The 26,325-nt window shown below is 69.6% G+C and carries 23 protein-coding genes; 6 read left to right on the forward strand and 17 right to left on the reverse strand.

All coding sequences use genetic code 11. The features are described from left to right. Window positions 1–3: 3 nt before the first annotated feature. The 4 genes from E4T13_RS28745 to E4T13_RS28760 are packed head-to-tail and all read right to left on the reverse strand — an operon-like array spanning window position 4 to window position 3,481. Entirely contained in the window at window positions 4–1,041 is a 1,038-nt protein-coding gene (locus tag E4T13_RS28745) for an ABC transporter substrate-binding protein (RefSeq protein ID WP_137181765.1), read from the reverse strand. A gap of 30 nt (window positions 1,042–1,071) precedes the next feature. Further along, the gene (locus tag E4T13_RS28750; protein ID WP_137181766.1) at window positions 1,072–1,866 is read right to left on the reverse strand and encodes an ABC transporter ATP-binding protein; all 795 of its coding nucleotides are present in this window, start codon (window positions 1,864–1,866) and stop codon (window positions 1,072–1,074) included. Then, window positions 1,863–2,642 carry an ABC transporter permease gene (locus tag E4T13_RS28755; protein ID WP_137181767.1) on the reverse strand — a complete coding sequence of 260 codons (780 nt, stop codon included), beginning with the start codon at window positions 2,640–2,642 and terminating at the stop codon, window positions 1,863–1,865. Before E4T13_RS28755 ends, E4T13_RS28750 begins: the two co-directional genes overlap by 4 nt. Beyond that, on the reverse strand, window positions 2,630–3,481 hold the full coding sequence (locus E4T13_RS28760) for an ABC transporter permease (RefSeq protein WP_240791334.1): 852 nt from the start codon (window positions 3,479–3,481) through the stop codon (window positions 2,630–2,632). The genes E4T13_RS28755 and E4T13_RS28760 overlap by 13 nt, the downstream gene beginning before the upstream one ends. A gap of 162 nt (window positions 3,482–3,643) precedes the next feature. Here E4T13_RS28760 and E4T13_RS28765 point away from each other — a divergent pair, with 162 nt between their 5' ends. Further along, window positions 3,644–4,666: a substrate-binding domain-containing protein gene (locus E4T13_RS28765; RefSeq protein WP_137181768.1), complete on the forward strand. Its 1,023-nt coding sequence runs from the start codon at window positions 3,644–3,646 to the stop codon at window positions 4,664–4,666. 72 nt (window positions 4,667–4,738) lie between these two features. On the opposite strand, the gene E4T13_RS28770 is transcribed toward E4T13_RS28765, so the two are convergent. The 12 genes from E4T13_RS28770 to E4T13_RS28825 form a co-directional block, all read right to left on the reverse strand. After that, window positions 4,739–5,614, reverse strand: coding sequence for a 3-keto-5-aminohexanoate cleavage protein (locus tag E4T13_RS28770; RefSeq protein WP_137181769.1), 876 nt, complete (start codon window positions 5,612–5,614; stop codon window positions 4,739–4,741). 206 nt (window positions 5,615–5,820) lie between these two features. Further along, window positions 5,821–6,591 carry an HpcH/HpaI aldolase/citrate lyase family protein gene (locus E4T13_RS28775; RefSeq protein ID WP_137181770.1) on the reverse strand — a complete coding sequence of 257 codons (771 nt, stop codon included), beginning with the start codon at window positions 6,589–6,591 and terminating at the stop codon, window positions 5,821–5,823. 202 nt (window positions 6,592–6,793) lie between these two features. After that, a complete protein-coding gene (locus E4T13_RS28780) occupies window positions 6,794–7,990 on the reverse strand; it encodes a Xaa-Pro peptidase family protein (RefSeq protein ID WP_137181771.1) in 1,197 nt (398 codons plus the stop codon). Window positions 7,991–8,010: 20 nt separating this feature from the next. Further along, complete coding sequence (locus E4T13_RS28785; protein ID WP_137181772.1) at window positions 8,011–9,150, reverse strand: M20 family metallopeptidase; 1,140 nt, start codon at window positions 9,148–9,150, stop codon at window positions 8,011–8,013. Between the two features lie 5 nt (window positions 9,151–9,155). Continuing rightward, window positions 9,156–10,262 carry a mandelate racemase/muconate lactonizing enzyme family protein gene (locus E4T13_RS28790; protein ID WP_170985312.1) on the reverse strand — a complete coding sequence of 369 codons (1,107 nt, stop codon included), beginning with the start codon at window positions 10,260–10,262 and terminating at the stop codon, window positions 9,156–9,158. 46 nt (window positions 10,263–10,308) lie between these two features. Further along, window positions 10,309–11,211: a LysR family transcriptional regulator gene (locus tag E4T13_RS28795; RefSeq protein WP_137181774.1), complete on the reverse strand. Its 903-nt coding sequence runs from the start codon at window positions 11,209–11,211 to the stop codon at window positions 10,309–10,311. Between the two features lie 69 nt (window positions 11,212–11,280). After that, window positions 11,281–12,057, reverse strand: a complete 777-nt coding sequence (locus tag E4T13_RS28800; RefSeq protein WP_137181775.1) for an enoyl-CoA hydratase-related protein — start codon at window positions 12,055–12,057, stop codon at window positions 11,281–11,283. After that, window positions 12,054–13,202, reverse strand: coding sequence for a CaiB/BaiF CoA-transferase family protein (locus E4T13_RS28805; protein ID WP_137181776.1), 1,149 nt, complete (start codon window positions 13,200–13,202; stop codon window positions 12,054–12,056). Before E4T13_RS28805 ends, E4T13_RS28800 begins: the two co-directional genes overlap by 4 nt. Continuing rightward, window positions 13,199–14,545 (reverse strand): FAD-dependent oxidoreductase, encoded by a 1,347-nt coding sequence (locus tag E4T13_RS28810; RefSeq protein WP_137181777.1) that lies wholly within the window; start codon window positions 14,543–14,545, stop codon window positions 13,199–13,201. The genes E4T13_RS28805 and E4T13_RS28810 overlap by 4 nt, the downstream gene beginning before the upstream one ends. 10 nt (window positions 14,546–14,555) lie before the next feature. After that, window positions 14,556–15,392, reverse strand: coding sequence for an ABC transporter permease (locus tag E4T13_RS28815; RefSeq protein ID WP_137181778.1), 837 nt, complete (start codon window positions 15,390–15,392; stop codon window positions 14,556–14,558). Further along, window positions 15,389–16,162, reverse strand: coding sequence for an ABC transporter ATP-binding protein (locus tag E4T13_RS28820; protein ID WP_137181779.1), 774 nt, complete (start codon window positions 16,160–16,162; stop codon window positions 15,389–15,391). Before E4T13_RS28820 ends, E4T13_RS28815 begins: the two co-directional genes overlap by 4 nt. Beyond that, complete coding sequence (locus E4T13_RS28825; protein WP_137181780.1) at window positions 16,162–17,169, reverse strand: ABC transporter substrate-binding protein; 1,008 nt, start codon at window positions 17,167–17,169, stop codon at window positions 16,162–16,164. The genes E4T13_RS28820 and E4T13_RS28825 overlap by 1 nt, the downstream gene beginning before the upstream one ends. Window positions 17,170–17,354: 185 nt before the next feature. Here E4T13_RS28825 and E4T13_RS28830 point away from each other — a divergent pair, with 185 nt between their 5' ends. The 4 genes from E4T13_RS28830 to E4T13_RS28845 all read left to right on the forward strand — a co-directional run bounded on the left by E4T13_RS28830 (window position 17,355) and on the right by E4T13_RS28845 (window position 23,619). Continuing rightward, complete coding sequence (locus tag E4T13_RS28830; protein WP_137181781.1) at window positions 17,355–18,626, forward strand: amidohydrolase family protein; 1,272 nt, start codon at window positions 17,355–17,357, stop codon at window positions 18,624–18,626. 255 nt (window positions 18,627–18,881) lie between these two features. Then, window positions 18,882–20,714, forward strand: coding sequence for an FAD-dependent oxidoreductase (locus tag E4T13_RS28835; RefSeq protein ID WP_137181782.1), 1,833 nt, complete (start codon window positions 18,882–18,884; stop codon window positions 20,712–20,714). A 14-nt stretch (window positions 20,715–20,728) separates the two neighbouring features. After that, window positions 20,729–22,567: a 2-oxoacid:acceptor oxidoreductase subunit alpha gene (locus tag E4T13_RS28840; protein WP_137181783.1), complete on the forward strand. Its 1,839-nt coding sequence runs from the start codon at window positions 20,729–20,731 to the stop codon at window positions 22,565–22,567. Continuing rightward, entirely contained in the window at window positions 22,564–23,619 is a 1,056-nt protein-coding gene (locus tag E4T13_RS28845) for a 2-oxoacid:ferredoxin oxidoreductase subunit beta (RefSeq protein WP_137181784.1), read from the forward strand. Before E4T13_RS28840 ends, E4T13_RS28845 begins: the two co-directional genes overlap by 4 nt. A gap of 57 nt (window positions 23,620–23,676) precedes the next feature. On the opposite strand, the gene E4T13_RS28850 is transcribed toward E4T13_RS28845, so the two are convergent. Further along, window positions 23,677–24,711, reverse strand: coding sequence for a D-2-hydroxyacid dehydrogenase (locus E4T13_RS28850; RefSeq protein WP_170985313.1), 1,035 nt, complete (start codon window positions 24,709–24,711; stop codon window positions 23,677–23,679). Between the two features lie 94 nt (window positions 24,712–24,805). On the opposite strand from E4T13_RS28850, the gene E4T13_RS28855 reads away from it, so the two are divergent. Beyond that, complete coding sequence (locus E4T13_RS28855) at window positions 24,806–26,314, forward strand: folate/biopterin family MFS transporter (protein ID WP_137181786.1); 1,509 nt, start codon at window positions 24,806–24,808, stop codon at window positions 26,312–26,314. The last annotated feature ends 11 nt before the right edge of the window (window positions 26,315–26,325 follow it).

The following is a 26,325-nucleotide window of genomic DNA, read 5'->3' on the forward strand; positions in this document are numbered from 1 at the left end:
GGTTCAGCGCGCCTCCGCGAAGGCCGACAGACGCGCATCGTCGGCGACGCGCTTCATGTACTCGTCGGTGACGTAGTTCCGCGGCTCCGGCACCTGCTGCAAAGTGCCGACAGCCTTCAGGTATTCGCCGAGCTTGCCGAACCAGCCATCCACGGTGGACGCGCCGGCGGAGCGGTCGAGCAGGCGGAGCTGCTCGCGCAGCGTGAAGGTCGGCCGCGTGTCGATCTCTTTCTCGAGGTATTTCTCCGGCAGCGTCACGCCGCCCTGCTGGTAGAACTTCGCCATGAGCTGCACGGTTTCCGCGCGGTTCTGCTTCTGCCAGGCGACGGAACGCAGATAGACGGCGAGATAGGCCGCTGCGCGCGCCGGCTGCTCGCGCGCGAAATCGGCGCGCAGGATCAGTGCGCCCGGCACCGTCGCCCCGGCATCCTTGCCCGAGCAGATCACCACGCCCTCCGCGCGCTCCTCCAAGGTGTAGATGTTCGGCGCCCAGACACCGGCCAGCGTGCCGTTGCCCGAGGAGAAGGCGCTGATGATCTGCGCCTGGCCGAGATTGACGAAGGTGACGTCGCGCCGCGACAGCCCCCATTTCTCCAGGCAGGCGAAGGCAGCGTATTCGCCGGTGGAATTCGTCGTGAGCAGGATCTGCTGGCCGCGCAGCGAGGACGGGTTGGCGCGGATGCGCTCGACATCGGCGCGGCGCGCCACCAGCGCGTTGCCGGCGCTCTCGTCATTGGTGATGCCGACGGTCAGCAGCCCGAAGCGCTGCGCACCGAGCACCGCGGGCGCCGAGCCGGTGCCGCCCGCATCCCAGGCGCGCGCGGCAAGTGCTGCGACCTGCGGCGCGCCGGCGGCGAAGGTGGAGAATTCCGGCTGCAGCCCGACCTCGCGCCACCAGCCCTTCTCGGTCGCGATGAAATACGGCAGCGCCCAGTAGAGCGATGGCTGGTAGGACACCTTGATGGTGGTCAGGCCCTGCGCCGTGGCCGGGCGGATGGCCGGCAGGGCGAGCGCGGTGGCGAGCAGCGTGCGGCGATGCATGGACGTTCTCCTTCCTGTTGCTCTGGTGGTTCAGTCGTCGGGGCGGATCTGGTCGCGCAGCAGCCGCCAGACATGGGTGCGGAGGTGGGTGAAGCTCGGCAGGTCCATCACGGCATCGATCGCCATGCCGTCCCAGCCTTCCGCCTCGCGGGTCGCGCGCACATCCACGATCTCCCGCAGGCGGCCAGGATCGCGCGCCAGCACCACGACGCGATCGGCGAGGTAGACGGCCTCCTCCACCGCATGGGTGATGAAGAGCGTGGTGCGCGGCTCCCGCCGCGTCAGGCGGACCAGCTCCTCCTGCATGACCGTGCGGGTCTGCGCATCCAGCGCGCCGAAGGGCTCGTCCATCAGCAGCACGTCGGGCTCGATGGCGTAGGAGCGGGCAATGGCGACGCGCTGCTGCATGCCGCCGGACAGCTGGTGCGGGTAGCGGTCCTCCGTGCCTTCCATGTTCATCAGGCGCAGGTAGCGCGCCACCACCTCGTCCTGCTTCGCGCGCGGCGCGCCCTGGCAGCGCAGGCCGAAGGCGATGTTCTCCCGCACCGTCTTCCACGGGAACAGCGCGAATTGCTGGAACACGACGGCGCGGTCGGGCCCGGGCGCGGTCACCCGCTTGCCGCCCACCGTCACCTGGCCGGAGGTCGGGTGGTCGAGGCCCGCGGCCATGCGCATCAGCGTCGTCTTGCCGCTGCCGGACGGGCCGACGACGGCGACGAACTCACGCTCGGCCACGGTGAGCGAGACATCCGACAGCGCCACGAAGTCGCTGCCGCTACGGGTCCGGAAGGCCTTGCCGACGCCCTCGAAGTGGATGTCCTTCATGCCTGCCCCCAGCGCGCCTTCACCAGCGTCTCCATGCGGCGCAGCGCAACGTCGAGCGCGAGCCCGATCACCCCGACCGCGAGCATCCCCGCCATGACGATGGAAGGCGCGAGGTTGGACTGCGCCTGCACCATCACGTAGCCAATGCCCGCGGAGGCGACGATAAGCTCGGCGCCGATCAGCGACTGCCAGGCAAGGCCGGCCGAGACGCGCAGCCCCGCGACGATGGAAGGCAGGCTGCCGGGCAGCAGCACCTCCGCCATGATGCGCGGGCCGGACGCGCCCAGTACCTGCGCGGCCTCGACGATGCGCGGCTCCACCAGCTTGGCGCCGCGATAGGCATTGATCAGGCAGGGCGGCAGCGCGCCGGCGAAGATCACCATCACCGGCCCGCCGATGCCGGTGCCGAACCACAGCGCCGCGAAGGGCACCCAGGCGAGGGGCGCCACGAAGCGCAGCATCTCGAAGATCGGGCTGACGATGTCGTCCAGCAGGCGCCAGCGCCCCATCGCGAGGCCGAGCGGCACGCCGACCAGCGCGGCAAGCCCGAAGCCCATGGCGAAGCGGCCGAGGCTGGCAGCCAGGTGCTGCAGCAGCGTGTGGCCGGCGAAGGGCTCGAAGCTCAAGCGCCAGGCGGTGGAGAGCACGTCCACCGGCGTCGGCAGCGCGTTGTGCGAGACGAGGCCGGAGGCGGCCACGCCCTGCCAGATCGCGAAGAAGGCAATGGTGCCGAGCAGTGTCAGCCCCCAGCGTTCCAGCGGGCTCAGCTGCGCCACGGGATCAGCCTCCGCTCCGCCTCGCCGAGCAGCTTCGTGGTGGCGGCGCCGAGGATGCCCACCACGACCATCGCCACGGCGATCATCGCCGGGTTGATGTCGCGATAGGCGGCGTCCAGCACGCGACCCAGGCCGAAGAAGGCGCCGACCAGCTCCGCCGCGACCAGCGTCGTCCAGGATGCCTGCAGCGAAAGCCGCAGGCCGGTGAAGATCATCGGCAGCGCGCCGGGGATGATGACCTCGGTCAGCATCCGCCAGCGCCCCGCGCCATGCACCTGCGCGGCCGCGATCAGCGTGCGGTCCACGCCGCGCACGCCGGTCCAGGTATTGATGACGGAGGGGACGAAGGCGGCGAACCAGATCACCAGCACCTTCGCCGCGTCGCCCAGGCCTAGCCAGACGATGGCCAGCGGAATCCAGGCGAGCGGCGGGATCGGGCGCACCAGCAGGAAGGCGGGGTTGAGCAGCGCCTCCGCCCGCGGCGAGACGCCCATCAGCAGCCCGAGCGGCACGCCGGTGAGCGCGGCGACGACGAAGCCCATCAGCACCAGCCGCGTCGAGTGCCACGCCTGCACCCAGAGCGTGCCGCCGGCATAGCCATCGGTGACGAACTGGTCGAGCGCGCCGCGGAACTCGGCGGGGGAGGGGAAGCGATAGGGCGCGACGAAGCCGGTGCCGGTGGTCAGCACCCACCACAGCGCCAGCAGCCCGACGATGCTGAGCGCGCCGACCACGCCGCGACGCCCGATGCCGAGCGCGGGCAGGCGGCGGATGGCGCGGGGCGCGGCGGGCGCGAGGCCGGCAGCGCGGCCCTGCGCCGGCATGTCGGGTGCCGACATCCTGGCGTTCCTGCTCCCTTGTTCTTCCTGTCGCGCCCGACGAAGCGGGGCGGACGGAGCGTTTGTAATCGCTTTCAGGAAGCAAGCATGCGGCCATGCTCGATGTCAACAATGAAAGCAGCGTAGCTTGAAGCTGCTCAGGAAACCGCTTACACAAGCCGCGTGCGCGAGCAGGCTCGCATCAGCGATGTGGCCGCGGCGGCGGGCGTCTCCGTCGCCACCGTCAGCCGTGCGCTCAACACCCCCGATCGCGTGACCCCGGCCTTGCGCGCGCGCGTCACCGATGCCGCCACGCGGCTCGGCTATCTCGGCAACGGCGCGGCGCGCGCGCTCGCCTCGCGCCGTACGGGTGCGATGGGCGCGCTGGTGCCCACGCTGGACAACCCGGTCTTCGCAGCCTGCATCGACGCCTTCCAGCAGCGCCTCGACGCGCATGGCATGTCGCTGCTCGTCGCGACCGCCGGCTACGACGCCGCCGCCGAGACGCGCGGTCTGCGCACGCTGCTGCAGCGCGGCGTGGATGGCATCCTGCTGGTCGGCGCGTCGCATGAGCCCGAGACCTGGGCGCTGCTGCCGCCAGGCCTGCCTGCCGTCGTCACCTGGACGCACCGCGCGGAGGGTTGCGTCCTGCCCTGCATCGGCTTCGACAATGCCGCCGCGGCGGCACGCATCACGCGCCACCTGCTGTCGCTGGGCCATCGGCGCATCGGCATGATCGCAGGCGTTTCGCTCGGCAACGACCGCGCGGCCGCGCGCATCGCCGGTGTCCGCGCCGCCTTGGCCGAAGCGGGCCTCACCCTCGCGCCGCCGCTGCTGGCGGAGCGTGCCTACAGCGTCGCCGAGGGCAGCGCCGCCATGGCGACCCTGCTCGCGCTGCCCGATCCTCCGAGCGCGGTGATCTGCGGCAACGACCACCTCGCTTTCGGCGCGCTGGTGGCGGCGCGGCGGGCCGGCCTCGTCGTGCCTGTCGACATTTCGGTCACCGGCTTCGACGACCTCGATTTTCTCGCGCATGGCGATCCGCCGCTGACCACCGTGCATGTGCCGGCCGCGGAGATGGGTCGGCGCGCTGCGGACCATCTTGCCGCGCTCGCCGCCGGCCAGGCGCCGCCGCCGCCGCTTGAGCTGGAGGCGCCGGTGATGCTGCGCGGCACCACCGCGCCGCCGACGCCGCGCCGGTCCTGACCATCGGCAGCCGGCCTCGATGCCGTCGTCGGTGACGAGGCGCGCACGCCGCCCTGTCGCCGGCTGCCGGGTTCAGCGCGGCTTCAGGCCGAGGATTTCCCGGGCCTGCGCGACGCTCGCCACCTCGCCGCCGAGCGCGTCCACGATCATCGCCGCCTTGGCGACCAGCGCTGCGTTGTCCGGTGCCAGCACGCCCTTGCGGATGAACACGTTGTCCTCCAGCCCGACGCGTACATGGCCGCCGAGCAGCCAGGCCTGCGCCAGCATCGGGTACTCGAAGCGGCCGATGCCGAAGCCGCTCCACACCGCGTTCGACGGCAGCTGGGAAGCCAGGTACGCCATGGTCGCCGGGTTCGCCACGGCGCCGTACCGGATGCCGAGAACGATCTGGAAGAACGGCTTGTCGTTCTCCAGCGTGCCGTCCTTCAGCAGGTCGTTCGCCAGCTGGATGTCGCCGCTGTCGAAGCATTCCAGCTCCGGCTTGGTCCCGGCTTCGCGGATCAGGCGTGCCATGACGCGCAGGTTCTCCGGCGTGTTGATGACGACGGAACTGCCGGAATACATCGTGTTGAAGTCCAGGCTGCAGATGTCCGGGCGCAGCGCGACCACATGCTCCACGCGGCGTTCCGGCGCGGTCAGCGTGGTGCCGGGCGCCGCCAGCTTCGGATCACCCGGCGTCGGTACGAAGCGCTGGCCCGGTCCGGTGGTGAGGTTGATCAGTACATCGGTGCCGCTGTCGCGGATGCGTTCCACCGTTTCCCGGTAATGGCCGAGTTCCATGGAGGGGCGGCCATCGGGATAGCGGACATGAATATGCACGATGGCCGCACCCGCCTTCGCGGCATCGATGCACGCCTTGGCGATCTCCTCCGGCGTACAGGGCAGGCCCGGATGATTGGCCTTGGTCGTGATGTTGCCGGTGACGGCGCAGGAGATGATGGTCGGCATGGGTCGCCTCAGGCGTGTGAGAGAATGGAGTGGCCGGGCACGGACCTGCGTGCGCGCATGACCAGGCCGGTCGAGGATTCCAGGATGAACCGGTGGCGTCGGTCCAGCCCACCATAGGCGATATCCGTCAGCGCCTTCCACCGTGCAGGAGACGGGCCTTCACGGAAGGCATGCGCCGGCGCGGCTTTTCTCCGGTTCAGAGTATGTCAAGTGTCGAGGTCATGGCGCAGCGTGCGCAGGGCCTGGACGAGTATGTTGGTGGTGTTGAAGCAGATCATCCGCGCGCCGCGACCGGTGAGGTCCTTCGCCTGCGCGGCGTTGCGCGCGATGGTCGCGAAGGCGGGGCCGTCCGGGATCGCCTGCAGCTGGGCGCGGATGCGGTCCACCGCCGCCGTCACCTCGGGATGGCCCATGTTGCCGAGATGGCCCATCGAGGCGGCGAGGTCGTTCGGGCCGACGAAGACCGCGTCCAGCCCCGGCGTGCGGGCGATGGCCTCCACATGCGGCAGCGCCTCGGTGTCCTCGATCATCGCGATCACGGCGGTGCGCCCGGCCTGTTCGCGCAGCACCGTCGCGCCGTCGCCGGTGCCGTGCCGCGCGGCACGCGACAGCGTACTGATCCCGCGCTTCCCCAGCGGCGGGTAGTAGGCATGCGCGACGATGCGCTGCGCAACGTCGGCGCTGGTCACATGCGGCACCAGGATGCCGTCGGCGCCGACATCGAGCACATGGAGGATGGTGTCGGCATCGCCGCGCGGCACGCGCACCAGCGCGGCGATGCCGGAGGCGGCTGCGGCGCGCAGCATGTTCTCCAGCGTCTCGAGACCGGCGGGCCCGTGCTCGGTGTCGATGATCACGAAGTCGAAGCCGGACCAGCCCGCGATCTCGACCGTCGCCGGGGAGGGCAGGCCGAGGAAGAAGCCGTGCAGCGGCACGCTGCCCTTGAGTCTCGCCTTGAAGGGCGGCTTGTCGGCCATGTGGATGGTCCCTTGTGATGCCTGGGGCGGAGGCTGCCTGTGCGTGTCGTCGCGCGGGCAAGGATGGCCGCTCTCTGATGGCGTTCCTCGATCGGGTTCCGCCTGAACCTGCCATCCGGCGCCGCGGCAGATCCGTTGCCGCGACGACTCGGCGTGCCCATGGAGGTCCTCCAGCGGGGCACGACACGGCCGGCGGCCTGGTTCAGCGGCGTATCAGCGCCCGCGGCAGGCGAGACAGCGGGCGGCAGCCGCTCTCGGTGACGACGACGGTCTCGCTGACCGCGACCGTGAAGCGCGCATAGTCGCGCAGCGTGATCGGCACATGGAACACCATGCCGGGCTCCAGCGGCACGTCCACGCCCTTGTAGAGGCTCAGGATGTTGCCCTCCCCCCAGTCCGGCGCGAAGGAGATGCCGATCGAGTAGCCCGTGCGCTTGCGATAGCCCGCGGTGTGGCCGGCCCTGTCGATGATGTCCTGCGCCACCTGATGCACCGCTGCACAGGTCACGCCGGGCTTCATGAAGGCCATCACGGCCTCCAGCGCCTCCAGGCACACGGCGTACATGTCGGCGGTGCGCTGCTCGACCTCGCCGGTGAAGACGGTGCGGAACAGCGCGGCATGGTAGCGATCGTAGCAGGCCGCGGTTTCCAGCACGGTCACGTCGCCAGGCTGGATCGTGCGGCGACGCCAGGTGGCGTGCGGAATGCCGGAGCGCGGGCCGGAGACGACGAAGGGCTCCATGCCCACATACTCGCCGCCGGCGGCGATCGACGCCTGCATCACGGCTGCTGCGATCGTGTTCTCGTTTGCGCCGGCCTTTACCAGCGCGAGGCCCGCTTCCATGCCGGCGTCGTTCGCCATCGCCGCCTTCTCCATGGAGGCGAGTTCCAGCGGCGACTTCACCCGGCGCAGCGGCTCCACCATGCCGGCGCCGTCCTCGAACTCGCCGAAAGCGGCGGCGAGTCGCGCATACAGGTTCACGGTGAGGAACCAAGCATTCTTGTCGATGGCGACGCGCTTGCCTTTCCAGCCACGCGCCTTCAGCGCCTCCGCCACGGCCACGGCGGGATCGTCCGCGTCGTCATAGCCCTGGATCGAGGACAGCCGCGTGTTGGCGCGCGCGTTGTAGGTCTCAAGACCGCGGTTCACCAGGAACGCCTCGCCCTGCAACGGGATCGCGAGGCACTGGAAGGTATAATAGCCCGGCGTCTGCTGGCCGCTGAGCCAATAGACATTCTCCGCGCTGCTCGTGAGGTAGAGATCGAGCCCCTTCGCCGCCATCGCCTTGCGCAGCGCATCCTGGCGACGCGCGAATTCCTCCGGCGGGAAGGCGCAATCCATCCCCTGCGGCACGCGCGCGAGCAGGTCCTGCGCGCTGGGTTCCGGTGCGGCGGTCATCGTCGTCTCTCCTGGCGGATTCACGCCGGCATCATGGCCAGCGCGATGTCGCGATAGATCGCCGCCGCCGCGTGCAACTCGTCAAGCGGCACATGCTCGTCCGGCTGATGCGCCACGGCCAGCGACCCCGGGCCGAGGATGATCCCGGCGGCGCCCGCGGCGGCCATGTGCACCAGGTCGCAGGCGCCGGGGAAGCCGCGCGGCACATCGGCTTGCGCACCGTGGCGCCGCGCGATCTCGAGCGCGGCCTGCACCAGCCGATGATCGGCGGGCGTGGCGACTGGCCCGCCGGTGGTCGGCTTGCGCGCGACGATCTCGGCCTCGACCCCTGCGGCGGCGAACAGCGCCTCGATCTCCGCGACGGCAGCATCTTCCGTCTCGCCGGGCAGCAGGCGACGGTCCAGCAGCAGGTCGCAGGCGTCGGGCACGATGTTGTCGGCCAGTCCCGCGCTGGCGCGCGTGACGGTCAGGCTGGCGCTGCCGAGCAGGTCGTGGCCCGGGCGCGCGGCGATGTCGGCAGCCAACGCCTCGATCCGCAGCAGCAGCCGCGCGGCGTCGAGGATGGCGTTGCGGCCGAGATGCGGCGTGCCGCTATGCGCGGTGCGGCCCTTCACGCGCACCACGGGCCGCAGGCTGCCCTTGTGCGCGGTGAAGACGGCGTTGTTGGTCGGCTCGCCCACCACGGCAAGGTCCAGCGCCGGCCGGCTGGCGGCGAAGGCCCGCGCGCCGGCGCTCGCCACCTCCTCATCCGCGACGAAGGCGGCGATCAGGGTGCCGGACCAGGCATGTCGGTCCGCTGCCAGGGCGGCGCAGGCCTCCACCATCGCTGCCAGGCTGCCCTTCGCATCGCAGGCGCCGCGCGCGAAGAGCTTGCCGTCGCGGAGCGTCGGCGCGAAGGGCGGCGTGGTCCACCCTTCGCCCGCCTGCACGACGTCGCAATGCGTGTTGAAGGCGAAGCGCGGCCCGCCGCCATTCGCCAGCGTGGCGACCAGGTTGGGACGGCCGGGGAACAGCTCGTCCAGTCGCACCTCGAAGCCAAGCGCGCGAAACTCCGCGGCGAGCGGCTCCGTGGCGCGGGATTCGTTGCCGGGGGGATTCTGCGTGTCCGCGGCGCAGAGCATCATCACGCGTTCCACCAGGCGCCCGGCGTCCAGGCCCATCCGGCTCAGCTCCCCATCGTCCAGATCGGCGCGGGAAGGGCCTTCGCGTCCAGCACCACGCCCATGCCGCGCGCATGGGTAAGGCAGGCAGCGCCGCGGTGGTAGCGGAGCCCGCGTGCGGGGTCGTCCACGATGCCATAGGCGCCGTACAGCTCCGCATGGCGCGGCCGAACCGCCGTCGCCGCCTGCACTGTCGCTGCTGTCGCCAGGGCGCCCTCGTTCATCTGCCCGACCATCACCGCAATGCCCGCTTCCTGCAAGGCCTGTGCCTGCGCGAGCAGCGCGCGCGGTCCGCCCGCCTTCGGCAGCTTCACATGCGCAAGGAAAGGCGGGCCGAGGCGCATCAGCGCCTCCACATCCGCCGCGGTCTTCAACCCCTCATCCGCCATCACGGGCAGGCCCGTGCGGGACCGTACCGCGGCAAAGGCGGCCCAGTCGCCGGGCGGCGTCGGCTGCTCGACATACTCCAGCGCAAGCCCGTCCAGCAGCGACAGCCGCGCGACGCTCTCCTCCACGCTCCAGGTGCCGTTGGCGTCAACCGCGAGTTGCACATCCTCGCCGATGGCGCGACGGATCTCCTGCACGCGGATCGCCTCGTCCCGCGGCGATTCGACGCCAAGCCGCACCTTGATGGCCGTGAATCCTTCGGTCACGTAGCGCGCGGCGCGCGCCACGGCGTCAACCAGCGGCGTGCCTGCGAAGATGCACTGGTTCGAGGCGATGGGCGGAGGCGGTCCGCGCTCCCCGCCGTCGCCGATCAGCGCGGCAACGGAGAGGCCGCGACTGCGTGCGATGCCGTCCAGAAGCGCGCATTCCACCAGGTTGCGTGCGATCGGATGCGCCCGGCTGGCGTCCAGAAGCGTCAGCGCGTGATCGGGTTCGTGCGCGCCCAGCAGCGGTGCGAGGGCTTCCGCGACGAGTGCCGGCACGCGATCGGCCGGAACGCCGCTGGCATAGGCGATGTTGGCGCGCGCCTCGCCCCAGCCTTCGCCACCCGACCATGCGGCATGCAGGTACAGCGCGTCGAGCCCCGCAACCGGTCCGGAGGAGGCGGTGAAGACCTGCAGCCCATCCGCGTAGGACAGGCAATGACGATGCAGCCGGAAGCGCACGGGACGGGAGCATCCGCCTGCACGCGCCGCGTGTAAAGCACCGTCGTTACGGATCACGAAGGCGTGCCAGATCCTCCATCAGCAACCGCGTCAGCTGTCGCGCCGGCGCTGTCGGAGTACGGCCTTCGGCGACCAGAAGCCCGATGCGCAATTCGTTGATCGCGGCATTCTCGAAGGGCCTCCACACCATCTCGCCCCTGGCGATCTCATCGAGGAAGCCGAGCCGCGTGAAGAAGGCGATCCCCATGTTCAGCCGCAGCGCGACCTTCAGTGCCTGGATGGAGTTCGACACCAGGCGTGGCTTCAGCCCGGCGCGAAAGCGCGCGAAGTCGGGGTCGATATCGGCCGATCGCGGCAAGGGGCCGGCCTGCGCCAGGAATGGGAAGGCTGCGGCATCCTGGAAGGCGATGGCGCGCCGGTTCGCGAGCGGGTGGTCGGAGGGCATGACCACGCCGATCGGGGCCGGCAGTTCCGCCGCGAAATGCACGGCGCGGGTATTGCGCGCGACGAAGGCAAAGCCGAGATCGGCCGCGCCATCCGCGACGAGTTCCGGCACATCGGCTGGCGCCACCGCATCCAGCGCGTAGGACACAGCGGGGAATTTCGCGCGGAAACGGTCCAGCGCACGAGGCAGGAAATCCACCAGCAGGCTGTCGATGGCGACGATGCTGACATGACCGGACCGTGCCCCGCGGAGATCGTCGATCTGCGCGCGCACCGCGTCGAAATCGTGTAGCGTCGCGGTGACGTGGCGCAGCAGCAGCTCGCCCGCCGCGGTCAGGCGCATCCCGCCATGCAGCCGGTCGAAGAGCCTGGTGCCGAGCTGGTCCTCGAGCTTCAGGATCTGCCGGTTGAGCGCGCTGGCCGCTACGTTCAGGCTGGCCGCGGCGCGCCGGATCGAGCCGAGCCGCGCCGTCTCCCGGAAATAGGCCAGCGCGGCGGCGTGCAAGAGTGCCGATGCCCTACTGCTCCCTCCCCCGCATTGCGGGGGAGGGTCGGGGTGGGGTCGCGACCATCATCACGCGCCGCGCCAGACGGGCTTGCGCTTCTCCACGAAGGCCGCGACGCCCTCGTCCTGGTCCTTCGACTGCAGCGCCTCGATCAGCGCCGGCAGCCGCGCCGCCTGGGCTTCCTGCGCGGAGAGATGCGCGGTGCGCCGCACGCATTGCTTGATGGCGCGGACGGAAAGCGGCGCGCAGAGCAAAATCTGCTCAAGCCAACGATCCACCGCGGCGTCGATCTCGTCGTACGGCACCACCTCGTTCACGAGGTGGTAGGCCAGCGCCTCCGCGGCCGTGATGCGGCGGCCGGTCAGCATCATGCCGAGCGCCATGCGATACGGGATCTGCCGCTGCAGCAGCGCCATGCCGCCATCCAGCGGCAGGCGTCCGAGCCGTGGTTCCGGCAGGCCCATGGTGGCAGTCTCGGCGGCGACGATCAGGTCGCAGCCCAGCACCATCTCGAACCCGCCGCCAAGCGCATGGCCGTTGACGCGCGCAATCACGGGCACGTCCAGCGTGGTGCGCAACGCGATGCCGCCGAAGCCGCCGGGGCGAGGCGCGGCCCAGTATTCCAGGCCGGTGACGTTGCCGGAATCCTTCACATCGGCGCCGGCGCAGAAGGCGCGCTCACCGGCGCCCGTCAGCACCACGGCGCGGATGTCGCGGTCGCCCTCGATCTCGGTCCAGATGCGCTGCAGCTCCGCTTCAGTCTTGCGGTCCACGGCGTTCATCGCCTCGGGCCGGTTCAGCGTGACGCGGGCGACGTGGTCCCTGACTTCGAAGAGAACGCTCATTCGGCCGCCATCTGCTTCGTCAGTTCCGCCTTCACCTCGTCGGTGTGACGACCCAGGCTTGGCGGGGCGATTCGCAGGGTGACGGGCGCGTCGGTCATCTTGATCGGCGAGCCGACCAGGCGCATCGGCTCGATCTCGCCGGGGCCTTCCAGGATCATCTCGTTGATGACCGCCTGCTCGTCCTCCAGCGCCTCGGCCAGGCTGCGCACCGGCGCGCAGAGCAGGTCCTCGGCTTCCAGCCGCGCCAGCCAGTAGGCGGTGGTGTTGGAAGCGAAGCGCTCGCGGAAGATGTTCTGGAGCGCCGGCTTGTTGGCGACCTGTGCGGCGAAATCCGCGAAGCGCGGGTCCTTGCCGAGATGCTCGACGCCGAGCGCCGAGGAGATCGAGCCAAGCGGGTCGGCCTTGAAGGCACCCACCATGACCAGCGCGCCGTCTGATGTCGGAAAGACGCCGGACAGCGGCATGGCACCCCAGTTCACCTCCTTGCCGCGCATCAGATAGGCCGCGCCCTCCTGCGTCTGCGCGGCCAGCATCGAATCCAGCAGCGAGACGGCGATGCGTTGGCCGCGGCCGGTCTTCTGGCGCTGCAGGATCGCGAGCAGCACGCCCTGCACAAGGTGCATCCCCGCGGAGTAGTCGGCGAAGGTGGTGGCGTGGACCGTCAGCGGCTGGTCGGCATTGGAGCGGCGATGCATGACGCCGCTCATCGCCTGGGCCAGCACGTCCTGCCCGCCCTTGTACGCATAGGGGCCTTCCAGGCCATAGCCGGTGCCGACGGCGTAGATGATGCGCGGGTTGATCTTCGACAGGTCCTCCCAGCCGAAACCCAGCCGCTCCATCACGCCGGCGCGGAAATTGTTCACCACGACATCGGAGGTGCGGGCCAGGTCCAGCACGACCTGCCGCTCCTCCTCCTTCCGCAGGTCCAGCACCACGCTGCGCTTGTTGCGGTTGAGCGAGCAGAAGACCGGCCCGAGCAGCCCGGCGGGATCGGGGAAGGCCGTGCGGGAGAGATCGCCTTGCGGCCGCTCGATCTTGATCACGTCGGCGCCGTAGTCGGCGAGCATCTGCGTCGCCACCGGCCCCATCATCACCTGGGTGAAGTCGATGACGCGGATGCCTTCCAGAGGCAGCGGAGTGGTCATGCGGCGCGCTCCAGCAGCTTCGCATTGGCCGATGGGATGTCGCCCGGATCGCCGCCCTGGGCGCGCACGCGGGCGCAGATGTCCTTGACCGGCACGGCGCGCAGCGAGACCCCGCGGCGCGCGGCCAGCGCCGCCGCGATGCCGGCCGATTGCCCCATCGCCATGCAGGGTGGGATCTCCCGGGAATTCTTCTGCGCCGATTCCGTTGCCGAATAGTGCCGGCCGGCGACGACCAGCCCTTCGATCCCCTTCGGCAGCATGGAGCGATAGGGCGTGTAGTAGTCGCGGCCGCGCGCCACCGTGTCCGGGAACCAGACGCGGTCCATCACGTCGTCCTTGGTGACCACGTAGTCGCCGATCAGCAGCCGCGTCTGCCGGATGCCAAGCTGTGGCGCGACATCCACGACGAAGCAGTTGGCGAAGCCCGGCATGTTGGCGCGGATGAAGTCCACCATCGCATAGATGCGCCTGCGGCCCTCGAAATCCGCCTTGGTCGTGTCGGCGACCGAGATGCCGTCCAGGCCCACCATGTGCGGGCAGTTGCACCACACCACGCCCGGCAGCGGCGTCTTCAGCCACCACCGATCCCACGACCCGCCGATTATTTTTTTCGCTTGCTTGTCCAGTTCCGCGAAGCGCTGCGGCTCTTCCCAACGAAAACGCTCGGCGGTGTCGGTGTCCACGCCGCCGAGGCGGAAGACCGTGGTCAGCATGTAGCTGCCATGCACATGCGGGCTGCCGGCGGCGACCGCCACATCCAGGTCGCCGGTGGCGTCCACCACCACGCCGCCCATGATGGCCTGGCGGCCTTCCTTCGTCTCGCAGATCACGCCGGTGATGCGGTCGCCCTCCATCACCGCGCGGGAGAACCAGGAATTCAGCCGCACATCCACGCCGGCCTCAGCGATCATCTCGTTGGAGACGCGCTTCCAGCCATCGGGGTCGAAGGCGGCGGCCATCACGATGGGCTGGACCTTGCCGCCGGCGCGGAAGTCGAACAGGCCCCAGCTCGCCCACTTCATGTGCATCTCGAGCGTGGCGTTGCGCTCGGCTTCCGGCGGGAAAACGCAGGCGTCGATGCGCGCCATGCGCTCGATCATCTCCATGCACAGGCCGGTGGTGGTGATCTCGTTGCCGTTGTGCATGTCGTCCAGCACCAGCACCATCCCGCCCGCAGCGAGACCGCCGAGATAGGGGTAGCGCTCCAGCAGCGTGACGCTCGCGCCTTCGCGCCGCGCGGCGACGGCGGCGGCGAATCCGGCGGGCCCGCCGCCGACGACGACGACATCGCTGCGCGCGACGACGGGGGCCTGGCCGGCCGCCTCGGTGATGCGTTCGGTCATGGGCGTTTCCTCAGGCGTTGTTGGCAGGCTGCCAGCGGATGAAGTAGCGCTCGGCCGCGACGATCACGGCGAAGAACAGCACCGAGAAGGCGCTGCCGACGATCACGGTCGCGTAGAGCATCGGGCTGTCGAAATTGTACATGGACTGGATGATCAGCGCGCCGATGCCGTAGGTGGAGCCGATCCACTCGCCGACGATGGCGCCGATCACGGCCGTGGAGGCGGCGATCTTCAAGGCCGAAAAGAGATATGGCAGGGCGTTGCGAAGCCTGAGCTTGAAGAAGATCTCGCGCTCGCTGGCGGAGAGCACGCGCATCAGCTCCATCGCCTGTGGGTTCACCGATTCCAGCCCGCGCACCATGTTCACCAGCGTGGGGAAGAAGCAGATCAGCGCCGCGATGGCGATCTTGGGCTCCATGCCGTTGCCCATCAGCAGCACCAGGATCGGCGCCTTCGCGACGACAGGGATGGTGTTGATCAGCACCACGACGGGGAAGAAGGCTTCTTCTGCGGTCTTGCGGTGAACGAAGACGGTGGCGACGGCGATGGCCGCCAGATTGCCCAAGGTGAAGCCCGCGAAAGCCTCGATCGCGGTCGGGACCAGGTTCGCCAGCAGCACGTCCCACCGCTCGAACAGCGTCGCCAGGACAAGCTGCGGTGACGGCGCGACGAAGCGGGGCACCTCCCAGAACCACACGATGAAGGCCCAGAGGCCGATGAAGCCGCCGATTCCCGCCACCGGCAGCAGGCGCCTGCGCCAGGCCAGGCGGCGCATCTTCCTGTGATGCGCTTCCTCGGCCGCGCGCAGGCCGGGGTCGGCGGAGAGGTCCGCGGTGGTCGTGCTCATGCGGCGCGGCGTCCCATGGCGTCACGGAGGCCCGCGACAATGCGGATGAACTCCGGTGTCTCGCGGATCGTCAGGTCGCGGTCGCGCGGCAGGTCCACCGCGACACGCGCCGCGACACGGCCCGGATTGGCCGCCAGCACAAGCACCTGCTCGCCGACGAACACCGCTTCATAGACGGAATGCGTGACGAACAGGATGGTGGTGCCCGTCTCCGCCCAGATGCGGCGCAGCTCCTCGTTCAGGCGGTCCCGGGTGATCTCGTCGAGCGCGCCGAAAGGCTCGTCCATCAGCAGCAGGCGCGGGCCGCCAAGCAGCGCACGCGCGATGGAAACGCGCTGGCGCATGCCGCCGGAGAGCTCATGCGGAAAGCTGTTCTCCCAGCCTTCCAGGCCGACGAGCTTCAGCAACTCCTTCGGCGTCGGCGCCCCCGGCGGCAGGGACCTTGCGCCGCCGACTTCCAGCGGCAGCTCCACATTCTGGATTGCCGTGCGCCAAGGCAGCAGCGCCGCGTCCTGGAAGACGAAGCCCAGCGCCCGGGCCGCGCGCGCTTCCGCAGGCGTCGTGCCGAATACGGTGGTCGTGCCCGAGGACGGCGCGACCAGGTCCGCCACCACGCGCAGCAGCGTGGATTTTCCGCAGCCGGAGGGACCGAGCAGCGAGAGGAAGCCGCCCGGCTCCACGTCGAAGGAGACGTCGTGCAGCGCGGTCACGGTGCGGCGGTCCGTAACGAACCGCACCGTCACATTGCGGCAGTCGACAGCGGCCGTCATCACCCGATCTTCGGTCGTGCGTCCGCCGTCATCCGCAGGATGTTCATCGTCATCACGTCGTCCAGCTTCGGCGCGGCACCGCGGAACTGGCCGAGCTGCGCATAGAGGTCGATCTGGTCCTGCCAGACCTTGGGGTCCATCGTGCCCCAGCCCTCCGCCGCGGTCTTCGGGCTGAAGGCGTATTGCAGCATGACGTCCAGCGCCTCGCGCTCATCGGCCAGCTTCAGGTTGGTGAACTCCTTCACCAGCATCTCCGCCGCCTGGTCGCGGTTCTGGTTCGCGAAGGCCCAGCCGCGGCCCGAGGCACGCAGGAACTTCGCCAGCACATCGGCGCGCCGTTCGATGGTCTGCTGGGTGGCATAGTACGGCAGGGCATAAAGCCGCACGCCCGTATCCCACAGCCGCATCACCACCGGGTCGGGGATCACCCGCATCGCCGTGGTGTTGGTCAGCCAGCCCGTCACCACATCCACCTGCCCGGTCAGCAGCGGCGACATGTCCGCGCCCATCGGGATGACCTGCACCTGATTCTCGGCGATGTTGTGCTTGGCGAGCATCGCGCGCAGCAGGATCACCGCCGTGCTCTGCGTGCCGACCTTCTTGCCGATCAGGTCGCGCGGCTCCCGCACGGGCTTCGACGCGCGGGAGATGTAGCTGAAGGGATGCTCCTGCGCGCCGGCCGCGAAGCAGCGGATCGGGATGCCCTGGCTGGACGCCAGCATCAGCGATGGCGAGGAGGAGACCTGCCCCACCTCGAACCGGCCGGAAGCGACGATCGCCACTCCGTCGATGCTCGGCCCGCCGGCCTGGAAGCGCAGCTCCAGCCCTTCCTGCTCGTAGTAGCCGAGCTGCTTGGCGCAGACCTCGCCGATCTGGTTGCCCGAGAGCAGCCAGCCGAGCTGCAGGTTCACCACCGTGCGCCCCTGCGCGGAGGCCTCCACCCCCACCATTGCACCGGCCGGCGCCGCCGCCGATGCCTTCAGCAAGGTCCTGCGCCCGATCGCCATCCCTCGGCTCCCTCTCGCCTGTTCGTGCTCGGCCCCACCCCCCGGCGGAGTCCGGCCATGCATGCAAGCATGGGCGGGGCGTTCGCAGAAGTGCAGAATTGTGGTGCTGGCGTGCGCATTTTGCGAACGCTTGACCACGGACCGCACCGGCGGTCCGCTCGCCCGGGCGAGGGTGGGAGAGGCGCATGGCGCTGGTGCTGCAGGGCGGGACGGTGCTCACCGTGGATGCCGAGGACCGGGTGCTCCGCGGGGTGGACATCCGCATCGAGGCCGGGACGATCGCGGCCATCGGCCCCGGCCTGGCGAGCCCCGGCGACGAAACGCTGGATTGCCGCCGCGGCGTGGTCATGCCCGGCCTGGTGAATGTGCACACCCACGCAGCGACCGCCCTGTTCCGCGGCCTGGCCGAGGACCTGCCGCGCGACTTCTGGGCCGGCGCCTACAAGGTGCCGGGCGAGGAGCGCTTCGGCCCGAAGGACTACGCCCTGTCGCTCCGCGCCGCCTGCGCGGAGTTCCTGGCCAATGGCGTCACCTGCATCGCGGACCGCCTGGCCGGCATGGACCGCCTGGCGCCGGTGATCGAGGCGAGCGGCTTGCGCGCGGTGGTCGGCAGCACCCTCACCGACCGGCGGGCCGAGGACGCCTGGCGCGAGACGGATGCGCTGCTGGACCACTGGGGCACCGATCCCGCGCGGTCGCGCGTGACGGCCGCCATCGCACCGCATGCGCTGGATTCGTGTTCCGACGACCTGCTGCGCGCCTGCGCGGCGCGCGCGCAAGCCAGCGACGCGCGCGTCGTGCTGCATGTCGCGCAATCCGCGCCGGAAGTCGCGGCGGTGCGCGCGCGCGGCCATGCGGGCGCGCTCGCCTGCCTGCGCAAGGCCGGGCTGACAGGCCCGCGCGTGGTCGCCGCGCATTGCATCTACCTCGACGAGTCGGAGATGGAGGGCTGGTGCGCGGACGGCACCGCCATCGCCCATTGCCCCGCCAGCAACCTGAAGATCGAGGCACGCACCATTCCGCTGCACCGCTATGCTGGCTGCGTGCCGGTGGGCCTCGGCACGGACTGGACCGCCTCCGACAACAGCATGGACATGTTCTGGGAAGCGCGACTCGCCGCGCTGGTCGGCAAGATGAATGCCGGCGACCCCACCGCGCTGCCGGTCCGCACCATGCTGCGCATGCTCACGATCGAGGGCGCGCGCGTGCTCGGTCTCGATCACCTTGTCGGCAGCGTGGAGCCCGGCAAGCGCGCCGACCTGATCGTGCTGGACCGCGACCGGCTGGAGATGGCGCCGGCGCACGACCTGGCTGCGAACATCCTCTATTCCGCCTCGCCGCGCAGCGTGCGCGACGTGCTGGTGGATGGCGTGGTCCTGAAGCGCGACCATCGCCTGGTGCGGGACGACGAGGCCGCTCTCGTCGCCGCGATGGACGCTGCCGGCTGGGTTCGCTGACCCGCCGGAAAGGGTCTAGGCAGCGCGCGTCGCCTGCGCCATCCTCAACCTGTTACGCGCGTCGCAGGTTTGCTGCGGTGCGCCAAGAATGCCGGTTGTGCAGTGCAGTAGGATCCTGGGGAGGATCCCCTCGTAGCGCTTGCGATGCGCTTCGCGTGGCACGCCTTCCCGCCACGCATGTCGTGGTGGCCGGACCTTCGCCTGTGACGACCTTGGGGCGCACCGCGTCCCGGCACAGGCGTGAGGAGGAACGGCGTGAAGGTCACGCAGGCCAGGTCTCCCGAGCATTTCCACAAGGTCGTGGATTGCCAGCACGCGTGTCCGGCGCATACGCCGGTTCCCGAATACATCCGGCTGATCGCCGCGGGCCGCTACACCGACGCCTATATGGTGAACTGGTGGTCGAACGTCTTCCCCGGCATCCTCGGCCGCACCTGCGACCGCCCCTGCGAGCCCGCCTGCCGCCGCGGCCGCGTCGAGGAGGAGCCGGTCGCGATCTGCCGCCTGAAGCGCGTCGCGGCCGACAACAAGGATGACGTGACGGGCCGCATGCCGAGACCCGCCGCGCAACTCAACGGCAAGCGCATCGCCTGCATCGGCGCCGGCCCGGCCTCGCTGACGGTGGCCCGCGACCTCGCCCCGCTCGGCTACGATGTCACCGTGTTCGACGGCGATGCCAAGGCCGGCGGCTTCATCCGCACCCAGATCCCGCGCTTCCGCCTGCCCGAGGAGGTGATCGACGAGGAGGTCGGCTATGTGCTGAACCTCGGCGTACGCGCGCGTCTGGGCGAGCGCGTCGACAGCCTCAAGGCGGTGCTGGCGGAAGGCTACGATGCGGTCTTCGTCGGCACCGGCGCGCCGCGCGGCCGCGACCTCAGCGTTCCCGGCCGCGAGGAGGCGGCGGCCAACATCCATATCGGCATCGATTGGCTCAACTCCGTCTCATTCGGCCACATCAAGTCCGTTGGTCGCCGCGTGGTCGTGCTCGGCGGCGGCAACACGGCGATGGATTGCTGCCGCTCCGCCCGCCGCCTCGGCGGGCAAGACGTGACGGTGGTGGTGCGCTCCGGCTTCGAGGAGATGAAGGCGAGCCCGTGGGAGAAGGAGGACGCGATGCATGAAGGCATCCCGATCCTCAACTACCTCGTGCCCAAAGAATTCACCCATGCCGATGGCCGCCTGACCGGCGTGCTGTTCGAGAAGGTGGCCGCGCAGCGCGACGCGACAGGCCGCCGCCAGCTTCTGCCCACCGGCGAGCCCGACCTGCACATCCCCTGCGACGACGTGCTGGTGGCGATCGGGCAGGAGAACGCCTTCCCCTGGATCGAGCGCGACATCGGGCTGGAATTCGATCGCTGGGGCCTGCCGAAGCTCGACCCGAGGACGCACCAATCCACCATCCCGAACGTCTTCTTTGGCGGCGACGCCGCCTTCGGCCCGAAGAACATCATCTGGGCCGTCGCGCATGGCCACGAGGCCGCGGTGTCCATCGACCTGTTCTGCCGCGGCGAGGACATCCAGAACCGCCCGCCGCCCGAGACCTCGCTCATCAGCCAGAAGATGGGCATCCATGAATGGAGCTACGACAACGACGTCTCCATCGATCTCCGCTTCAAGGTACCCATGCGGGAGGCCGAGATCGCGCTGAAGGACATCCGCACCGAGGTGGAGCTCGGCTTCACGCCGGAACTCGCCTTCAAGGAAGCCGAGCGCTGCCTGAACTGCGACGTGCAGACGGTCTTCACCCCGAAGCTCTGCATCGAATGCGATGCCTGCATGGATATCTGCCCGACCGACTGCATCAGCTTCGTGGAGGATGGCGAGGAGAGCGAGCTGCGCATGCGGCTACGCGCGCCCGCCAACAATCCGTCGCAGGACCTCTATGTCGGCCTCGGTCTCAAGACCGGGCGCGCGATGGTGAAGGACGAGGATGTCTGCCTCCATTGCGGGCTCTGCGCCGAGCGCTGCCCGACGGGTGCCTGGGACATGCAGAAATTCCTGCTCGAGACCGCGAAGCCGAAGGCGCAGCCCTGCGGCCGGGCCGCGGCGCCACGCATGCCGGCGCCGGTCGCCGCGCCCGAACGCTGAGGACAGCCATCGCCATGCCTCTCGCCGCCACCAACGACTTCGTCGTCAAATTCGCCAACGTCAACGGCTCCGGCTCCGCCTCCGCCAACCAGCTCTTCGCCAAGTCCATCCTGCGCATGGGCATCCCCATCGCCTCGCGCAACATCTTCCCGTCGAACATCCAGGGCCTGCCGACCTGGTTCGAGGTGCGCGTCTCCGGGGCCGGCCATCTCGGGCGGCGCGGCGGCGTGGACCTGATGGTGGCGATGAATCCGCAGACCTGGGACCGCGACATCGCGGAGATCGAGCCGGGCGGCTACCTGTTCTACGACTCCACGCGCCCCATCCCGGCTTCGCGCTTCCGCCAGGACATCACCGTGATCGGCGTGCCGCTGACGGCCATGTGCAACGAGGCCTATGAGGATCCGCGGCAGCGCCAGCTGTTCAAGAACATCATCTATGTCGGCGCGCTCTCGGCCCTGCTGGACATGGACCCGGAGGCACCCGCGCAGCTCATCCGCGAGCAGTTCCGAACGAAAGAAAAACTGATCCAGCCGAATCTCGACGCCTTGAAGATGGGCCGCGACTGGGCGATGGCGAACCTCACCTGCCCGATCGGGCTGACGCTTCGTCGCATGGATGCGGTCGGCGATCGCATTTTCACCGATGGCAATTCCGCCGCCGCGCTCGGCGCCGTGTATGGCGGCGCGACGGTCTGTGCTTGGTATCCGATCACGCCGTCGACGTCGCTTGCGGAAGGCTTCGAACGATACGCCCGCAAGTTCCGCACCAACCCGGACGGCACGAAGCGCTACGCCATCGTGCAGGCCGAAGACGAGCTGGCGAGCATCGGCATGGTGATCGGCGCCGGCTGGAACGGCGCGCGCGCCTTCACCGCCACCTCCGGCCCCGGCATCTCGCTCATGGGGGAGTTCGTCGGCCTCTCCTACTTCGCGGAGATCCCGGCGGTGATCTTCGACGTGCAGCGCGCCGGACCTTCCACGGGCATGCCGACCCGCACGCAGCAATCGGACGTTCTCGCCGCGGCCTATGCCAGCCACGGCGACACCAAGCATGTGGTCCTGCTGCCCGAGGACCCGCATGAATGCTTCACCATGGGCGCTGACGCCTTCGACCTGGCGGACCGGCTGCAGACGCCGATCTTCGTCCTGCTCGACCTCGACATCGGGATGAATGACTGGCTCTGCGAGCCCTTCCGCTGGGATGACGCCCGCAGCATGGACCGCGGCAAGGTGATGACCGCGGAGGAGCTGGAGGAAGGAAAGACCTTCGGCCGCTACCTGGATGTTGATGGCGATGGCATCCCCTTTCGTACCTGGCCCGGCACGCATCCCACCAAGGGATCCTTCTTCACCCGCGGCACCTCGCGCGACCGCTATGCGCGCTACACCGAGGAAGGTGCGGCCTATGTGGACAACATGCAGCGGCTGCTGCGGAAGTTTGATACGGCGAGGCAGATCGTGCCGCGTCCCGTCGAGACGCAGGCGAAGCAGTCGACGCCGCTCGGCGTGATCTTCTACGGTTCGACCTCGGCCGCGATGCGGGAGGCGCTTGAGGCGCTGGAGGCGGACGGCATCCACCTGGACGCGCTGCGCGTCCGCGCCTTCCCCTTCCACGACGAGGTGCTGGACTTCGTGCGCCGGCACGAGCGCGTCTTCCTGGTGGAGCAGAACCGTGACGCGCAGCTGCGCACGCTGCTGGTGAACGAAGGCGAGATCGATCCCGCCCGTATCGTGCCGGTGCTGCATTACGACGGCACGCCGATCACCGCCCGCTTCATCCGCGCTGCCATCGCCGACCGCGCGAGTGCGACGAATGTCATCCCGCTGTCGCGGATGGGAGCCGCCGAATGACCTTCCTCAACAAGTCCCGGTTCCACCACCCGCAGCTTGCGCCCAACGCGCTCGGGCTGACACGGCGCGACTACGAGGGCGCGATCTCCACCCTCTGCGCGGGCTGCGGCCACGATTCGATCAGCGCCGCGATCATCCAGGCCTGCTTCGAGCTGGACCTGCCGCCGCACCGGATCGCGAAGCTGTCGGGCATCGGCTGCTCCTCCAAGACGCCCACCTACTTCCTCGGCGCGGCGCATGGCTTCAATTCGGTGCATGGCCGCATGCCGTCGGTGCTGACCGGCGCGAACCTGGCCAACCGGGACCTCGTCTATCTCGGTGTCTCCGGCGACGGCGACAGCGCCTCCATCGGCCTAGGCCAGTTCGCGCACAGCATCCGCCGCGGCGTGAACATGACCTACATCGTCGAGAACAACGGCGTGTACGGGCTGACCAAGGGCCAGTTCTCCGCCACCTCCGACAAGGGCTCGAAGGCGAAGAAGGGGACGATCAACACCGACGAGCCGATCGACATGGTGGCGATGGCGCTGCAACTCGGCGCCACCTTCGTCGGCCGCAGCTTCTCCGGCGACAAGACGCAGCTCGTGCCGCTGATCAAGGCTGCGCTGCGCCATCCCGGCGCCGCCTTCATCGACTGCATCAGCCCCTGCGTCGCCTTCAACAACCACGAAGGCTCCACCAAGAGCTTCGACTTCGTGCGCGCCCACAACGAGGCGGTGAACCGCCTGGACGTCATCCTCGGCCGCGACCACATCGAGGCCGAATACGAGGCCGGGACCGCCATCGAGGTCACGCAGCACGACGGCACCGTGCTGCGCCTGCGCAAGCTGGCCGAGGAGCACGACCCGACCGACCGCGTCTCCGCCATGAACTACCTGCAGGAACGCAAGGCGGCCGGCGAGATCGTCACCGGCCTGATCTTTGTGGACCCGGAGGCCGATGAGCTGCACGGCCATCTCGGCACCATCGCCGGGCCGCTGAACGCGCTGGGCGATGCCGATCTCTGCCCAGGAGCAGCGGCGCTGGAGAAGGTCAACGCCGCCTTGCGTTGAGGCGGCTGATTCACCGCTCCGGCGTTTCCGCCTCCGCAGATCAGGCGCCTCGCACCCTCAATACATCAGGCGCTTATCCAGCACGTTGATCATCTCCTGCCGGCGCCCATCCAGCCAGCAGCGCAGATTGTGCAGGAAGATGTCGGTGATGCGGGCGTTCTCGCTGTCCACCGTGCTGGCCGAATGCGGGCTGATCAGCACGTTCGGCATGTCCCACAGGGGGCTTTCCGACGGCAGCGGCTCCACCTCCGCCACGTCCAGCGCGGCGAAGCCGATATGGCCGCTCTGCAGCGCCGCGATCAGCGCCGGTTCCTCCACCACCTGGCCGCGTGCGATGTTGACGAAGGCCGCGCCCGGCCGCATCGCCGCGATCGCCGCCGCATCGATCATCCGCTCCGTCTCCGGCGTGTGCGGCACGGTCACGACGACCGCATCGGCGCGCGACAGCGCTTCATGCAGCGCCGACGAAGGAAGAACCTCGTCGAACAGGTCGTTATGCGTCCGCGCCTTGGCGGGGTCCCGCGCCACCGCGACCACGTGCATCTCCAGCCCCTTCGCCACCTTGGCACTGCCGCGGGCAAGATCGCCGGCGCCGATGATCACCAGCGTCTTCCCGCCAACCTCGTCGGCGCAATAGCGCGTCCAGCGATGCGCGCGCTGTTCCGCCTGCAGATGCGCCAGTCCCCGGAAATGCGCCAGCAGCGCAGCGAACACGAATTCCGCCAGTGGCCGCGCATGCACGCCGCGCGCGGTCGTCACAAGGATGTCGCTCTCCTGCAGCCCGATGCGCGCGATGTGCTGGCCCACGCCCGTGCTGGTCGCCTGGATCCAGCGCAGCTTCGCGGCCTTCTTCAGGTCCTCGGCGGAGGGAATGTCGAAGCTGATCGTCGCTTCCCGCAGCATCGCATCCCAGCGTGCGGCCTGATCGGCGTTGCGGGTGAACGGCGCGCCCTTGTGATCGTTCCTGTAGCGCGTGGGCGGCAGCAGCTCCGGTTCGTACATCACCTCGACACGGTCGGGGGCCAGCGCCCGGATGCGCGCCACATGCTCGGCTTCGAGCGGGGAGGAGATGAAGATCTTTTCGCGTTCCATCTGGATCACTTGCGGCGTTGCGTGGCCATGATGGGGACGGAGGCCGCATGGTGGCAACCGAGGGAGCCCTGATGCCTGATCCGATCCGCCCCGCATGAGTGTCGCCGCCGAGGTTGCGCCGAAGCCCGGCCCGCTCGCGTCGCTCCGCCAGCTGAATCGTCGCACCCTGCCGCCGCTGCTGGTCTATCTGGCCGCCGGTGCCAGCGGCTTTGCGGCGATCGCGGAGACCTTCTGGGTGCGGGAGCGACTTGGCCTCTCCGCCACGGCGCTGCTCGCGCTCGCCGCCTGGCTGACCGTGCCCTGGACGCTGAAGATGGTGATCGGCCATCTGGTGGACACGGTGCCAATTTTCGGTTCACGCCGCCGTGCCTACATCCTGCTCGGCGCGCTGCTGCAATGCGGGGCGGGCCTCGCGCTGGCCTTCGCGGCGTCCGGCGCCACATCCCTGACGCTGGCGGAGATCCTGTACATCGCCGCCTCGCTCACCGCGGTGGTCGGGCTCGTGGTGCAGGATTGCGTTGCGGACGCGATGACGACCGAGGTCGTGGACCGCACCGCGCCCGATGGCTCGCCGCGCACGCCGGAGGTGGTGCAGGCAGAACTCGGCGACGTCCAGGTGTTGGGCCGCGTCGCGCTGATGGGCGGCGCCTTCGCGGTGGCCGGCATCGGCGGCTGGGCCGCGCAGGTGCTGCCGGTCTCCACTGTCTTCCTGATCGGCGCCGCCGTGCCGCTGCTGTCCATCGCCGCGGCGATCCTGGCACAGGAGACGACCTCGCCACGCGAGCGTCCGGACCTGCGGATCCTCGGGGGCGGCGCGGCCTTCGCCGGCGGGCTGCTCGCGCTTGGCGTCGCCGATCCGCCCTTCGCGCCGGAGATCGGCCTTCTGCTCTCCCTCGGCGTCATCATCTATCTGCTGCGCACGACGATGGAGGGCGTGCCGGTTGCGACACAGCGCGCGATGGCCGCCGCCGCCGCCGTGATCTTCGCCTTCCGCGCCGCGCCGCCCGCCGGGCCGGGCCTGCAATGGTGGCAGATCGACGTGCTCGGCTACGACCAGGCCTTCTTCGGCGTGCTGGCGCAGATCGGCACTGGGCTCGCCATCGCCGGCTCGCTGCTGCTGGGCGCGCGGATGGTGCGGCTGCCGCTGGGAACGGTGCTGGGCTGGCTCGCGATCCTCGGCGCGGCCTTCTCGCTGCCGACCATCGGCATGCTGTTCGGATTACACGAATGGACCGCGGCGCATCTGGGCTTCGGCGCGCGCACCATCGGGCTGGTGGACACGGCGCTCTCCGCGCCGCTGGCGCAGCTCGGCATGATTCCGATGCTGACCCTGATCGCGGTGCACGCGCCGCCCGGAAGGCAGGCAACCTGGTTCGCGCTGGTCGCCAGCCTGATGAACCTGGCCCTGCAGGCCGGCAATGTCTTCTCCCGCGGGTTGAACGCCGCCTTCCCCGTGGCGCGTGGCGACTATGCCGAGCTGCCGGCGCTGGTGATCTCGGCGACGGTTCTCGGCCTGGTGCTGGCGCTCGGCGCCATTGCGCTGCTCGGCCGCTGGATCGCGCCCGGCAAGCCGCCGGAGGCCAGCGCCCCCGCGACAGGATGAGGCAGGTCTGT

It is taken from the genome of Roseomonas sp. AR75, from assembly GCF_005222815.1.
GTDB lineage: Bacteria > Pseudomonadota > Alphaproteobacteria > Acetobacterales > Acetobacteraceae > Falsiroseomonas.

Excerpts from the sequence above, each read along its gene's own strand:
- E4T13_RS28830 (WP_137181781.1), top strand. The coding sequence starts at position 17,355 with ATGGCGCTGGTGCTGCAGGGCGGGACGGTGCTCACCGTGGATGCCGAG.
- E4T13_RS28855 (WP_137181786.1), top strand. The coding sequence starts at position 24,806 with ATGAGTGTCGCCGCCGAGGTTGCGCCGAAGCCCGGCCCGCTCGCGTCG.
- E4T13_RS28770 (WP_137181769.1), bottom strand. The coding sequence starts at position 5,614 with ATGCCGACCATCATCTCCTGCGCCGTCACCGGCAACATCACGACCAAG.
- E4T13_RS28805 (WP_137181776.1), bottom strand. The coding sequence starts at position 13,202 with ATGACCACTCCGCTGCCTCTGGAAGGCATCCGCGTCATCGACTTCACC.
- E4T13_RS28815 (WP_137181778.1), bottom strand. The coding sequence starts at position 15,392 with ATGAGCACGACCACCGCGGACCTCTCCGCCGACCCCGGCCTGCGCGCG.
- E4T13_RS28820 (WP_137181779.1), bottom strand. The coding sequence starts at position 16,162 with ATGACGGCCGCTGTCGACTGCCGCAATGTGACGGTGCGGTTCGTTACG.
- E4T13_RS28780 (WP_137181771.1), bottom strand. The coding sequence starts at position 7,990 with ATGACCGCCGCACCGGAACCCAGCGCGCAGGACCTGCTCGCGCGCGTG.
- E4T13_RS28760 (WP_240791334.1), bottom strand. The coding sequence starts at position 3,481 with ATGTCGGCACCCGACATGCCGGCGCAGGGCCGCGCTGCCGGCCTCGCG.
- E4T13_RS28845 (WP_137181784.1), top strand. The coding sequence starts at position 22,564 with ATGACCTTCCTCAACAAGTCCCGGTTCCACCACCCGCAGCTTGCGCCC.
- E4T13_RS28850 (WP_170985313.1), bottom strand. The coding sequence starts at position 24,711 with ATGGAACGCGAAAAGATCTTCATCTCCTCCCCGCTCGAAGCCGAGCAT.
- E4T13_RS28840 (WP_137181783.1), top strand. The coding sequence starts at position 20,729 with ATGCCTCTCGCCGCCACCAACGACTTCGTCGTCAAATTCGCCAACGTC.
- E4T13_RS28800 (WP_137181775.1), bottom strand. The coding sequence starts at position 12,057 with ATGAGCGTTCTCTTCGAAGTCAGGGACCACGTCGCCCGCGTCACGCTG.
- E4T13_RS28785 (WP_137181772.1), bottom strand. The coding sequence starts at position 9,150 with ATGGGCCTGGACGCCGGGCGCCTGGTGGAACGCGTGATGATGCTCTGC.
- E4T13_RS28745 (WP_137181765.1), bottom strand. The coding sequence starts at position 1,041 with ATGCATCGCCGCACGCTGCTCGCCACCGCGCTCGCCCTGCCGGCCATC.
- E4T13_RS28750 (WP_137181766.1), bottom strand. The coding sequence starts at position 1,866 with ATGAAGGACATCCACTTCGAGGGCGTCGGCAAGGCCTTCCGGACCCGT.
- E4T13_RS28810 (WP_137181777.1), bottom strand. The coding sequence starts at position 14,545 with ATGACCGAACGCATCACCGAGGCGGCCGGCCAGGCCCCCGTCGTCGCG.
- E4T13_RS28825 (WP_137181780.1), bottom strand. The coding sequence starts at position 17,169 with ATGGCGATCGGGCGCAGGACCTTGCTGAAGGCATCGGCGGCGGCGCCG.
- E4T13_RS28775 (WP_137181770.1), bottom strand. The coding sequence starts at position 6,591 with ATGGCCGACAAGCCGCCCTTCAAGGCGAGACTCAAGGGCAGCGTGCCG.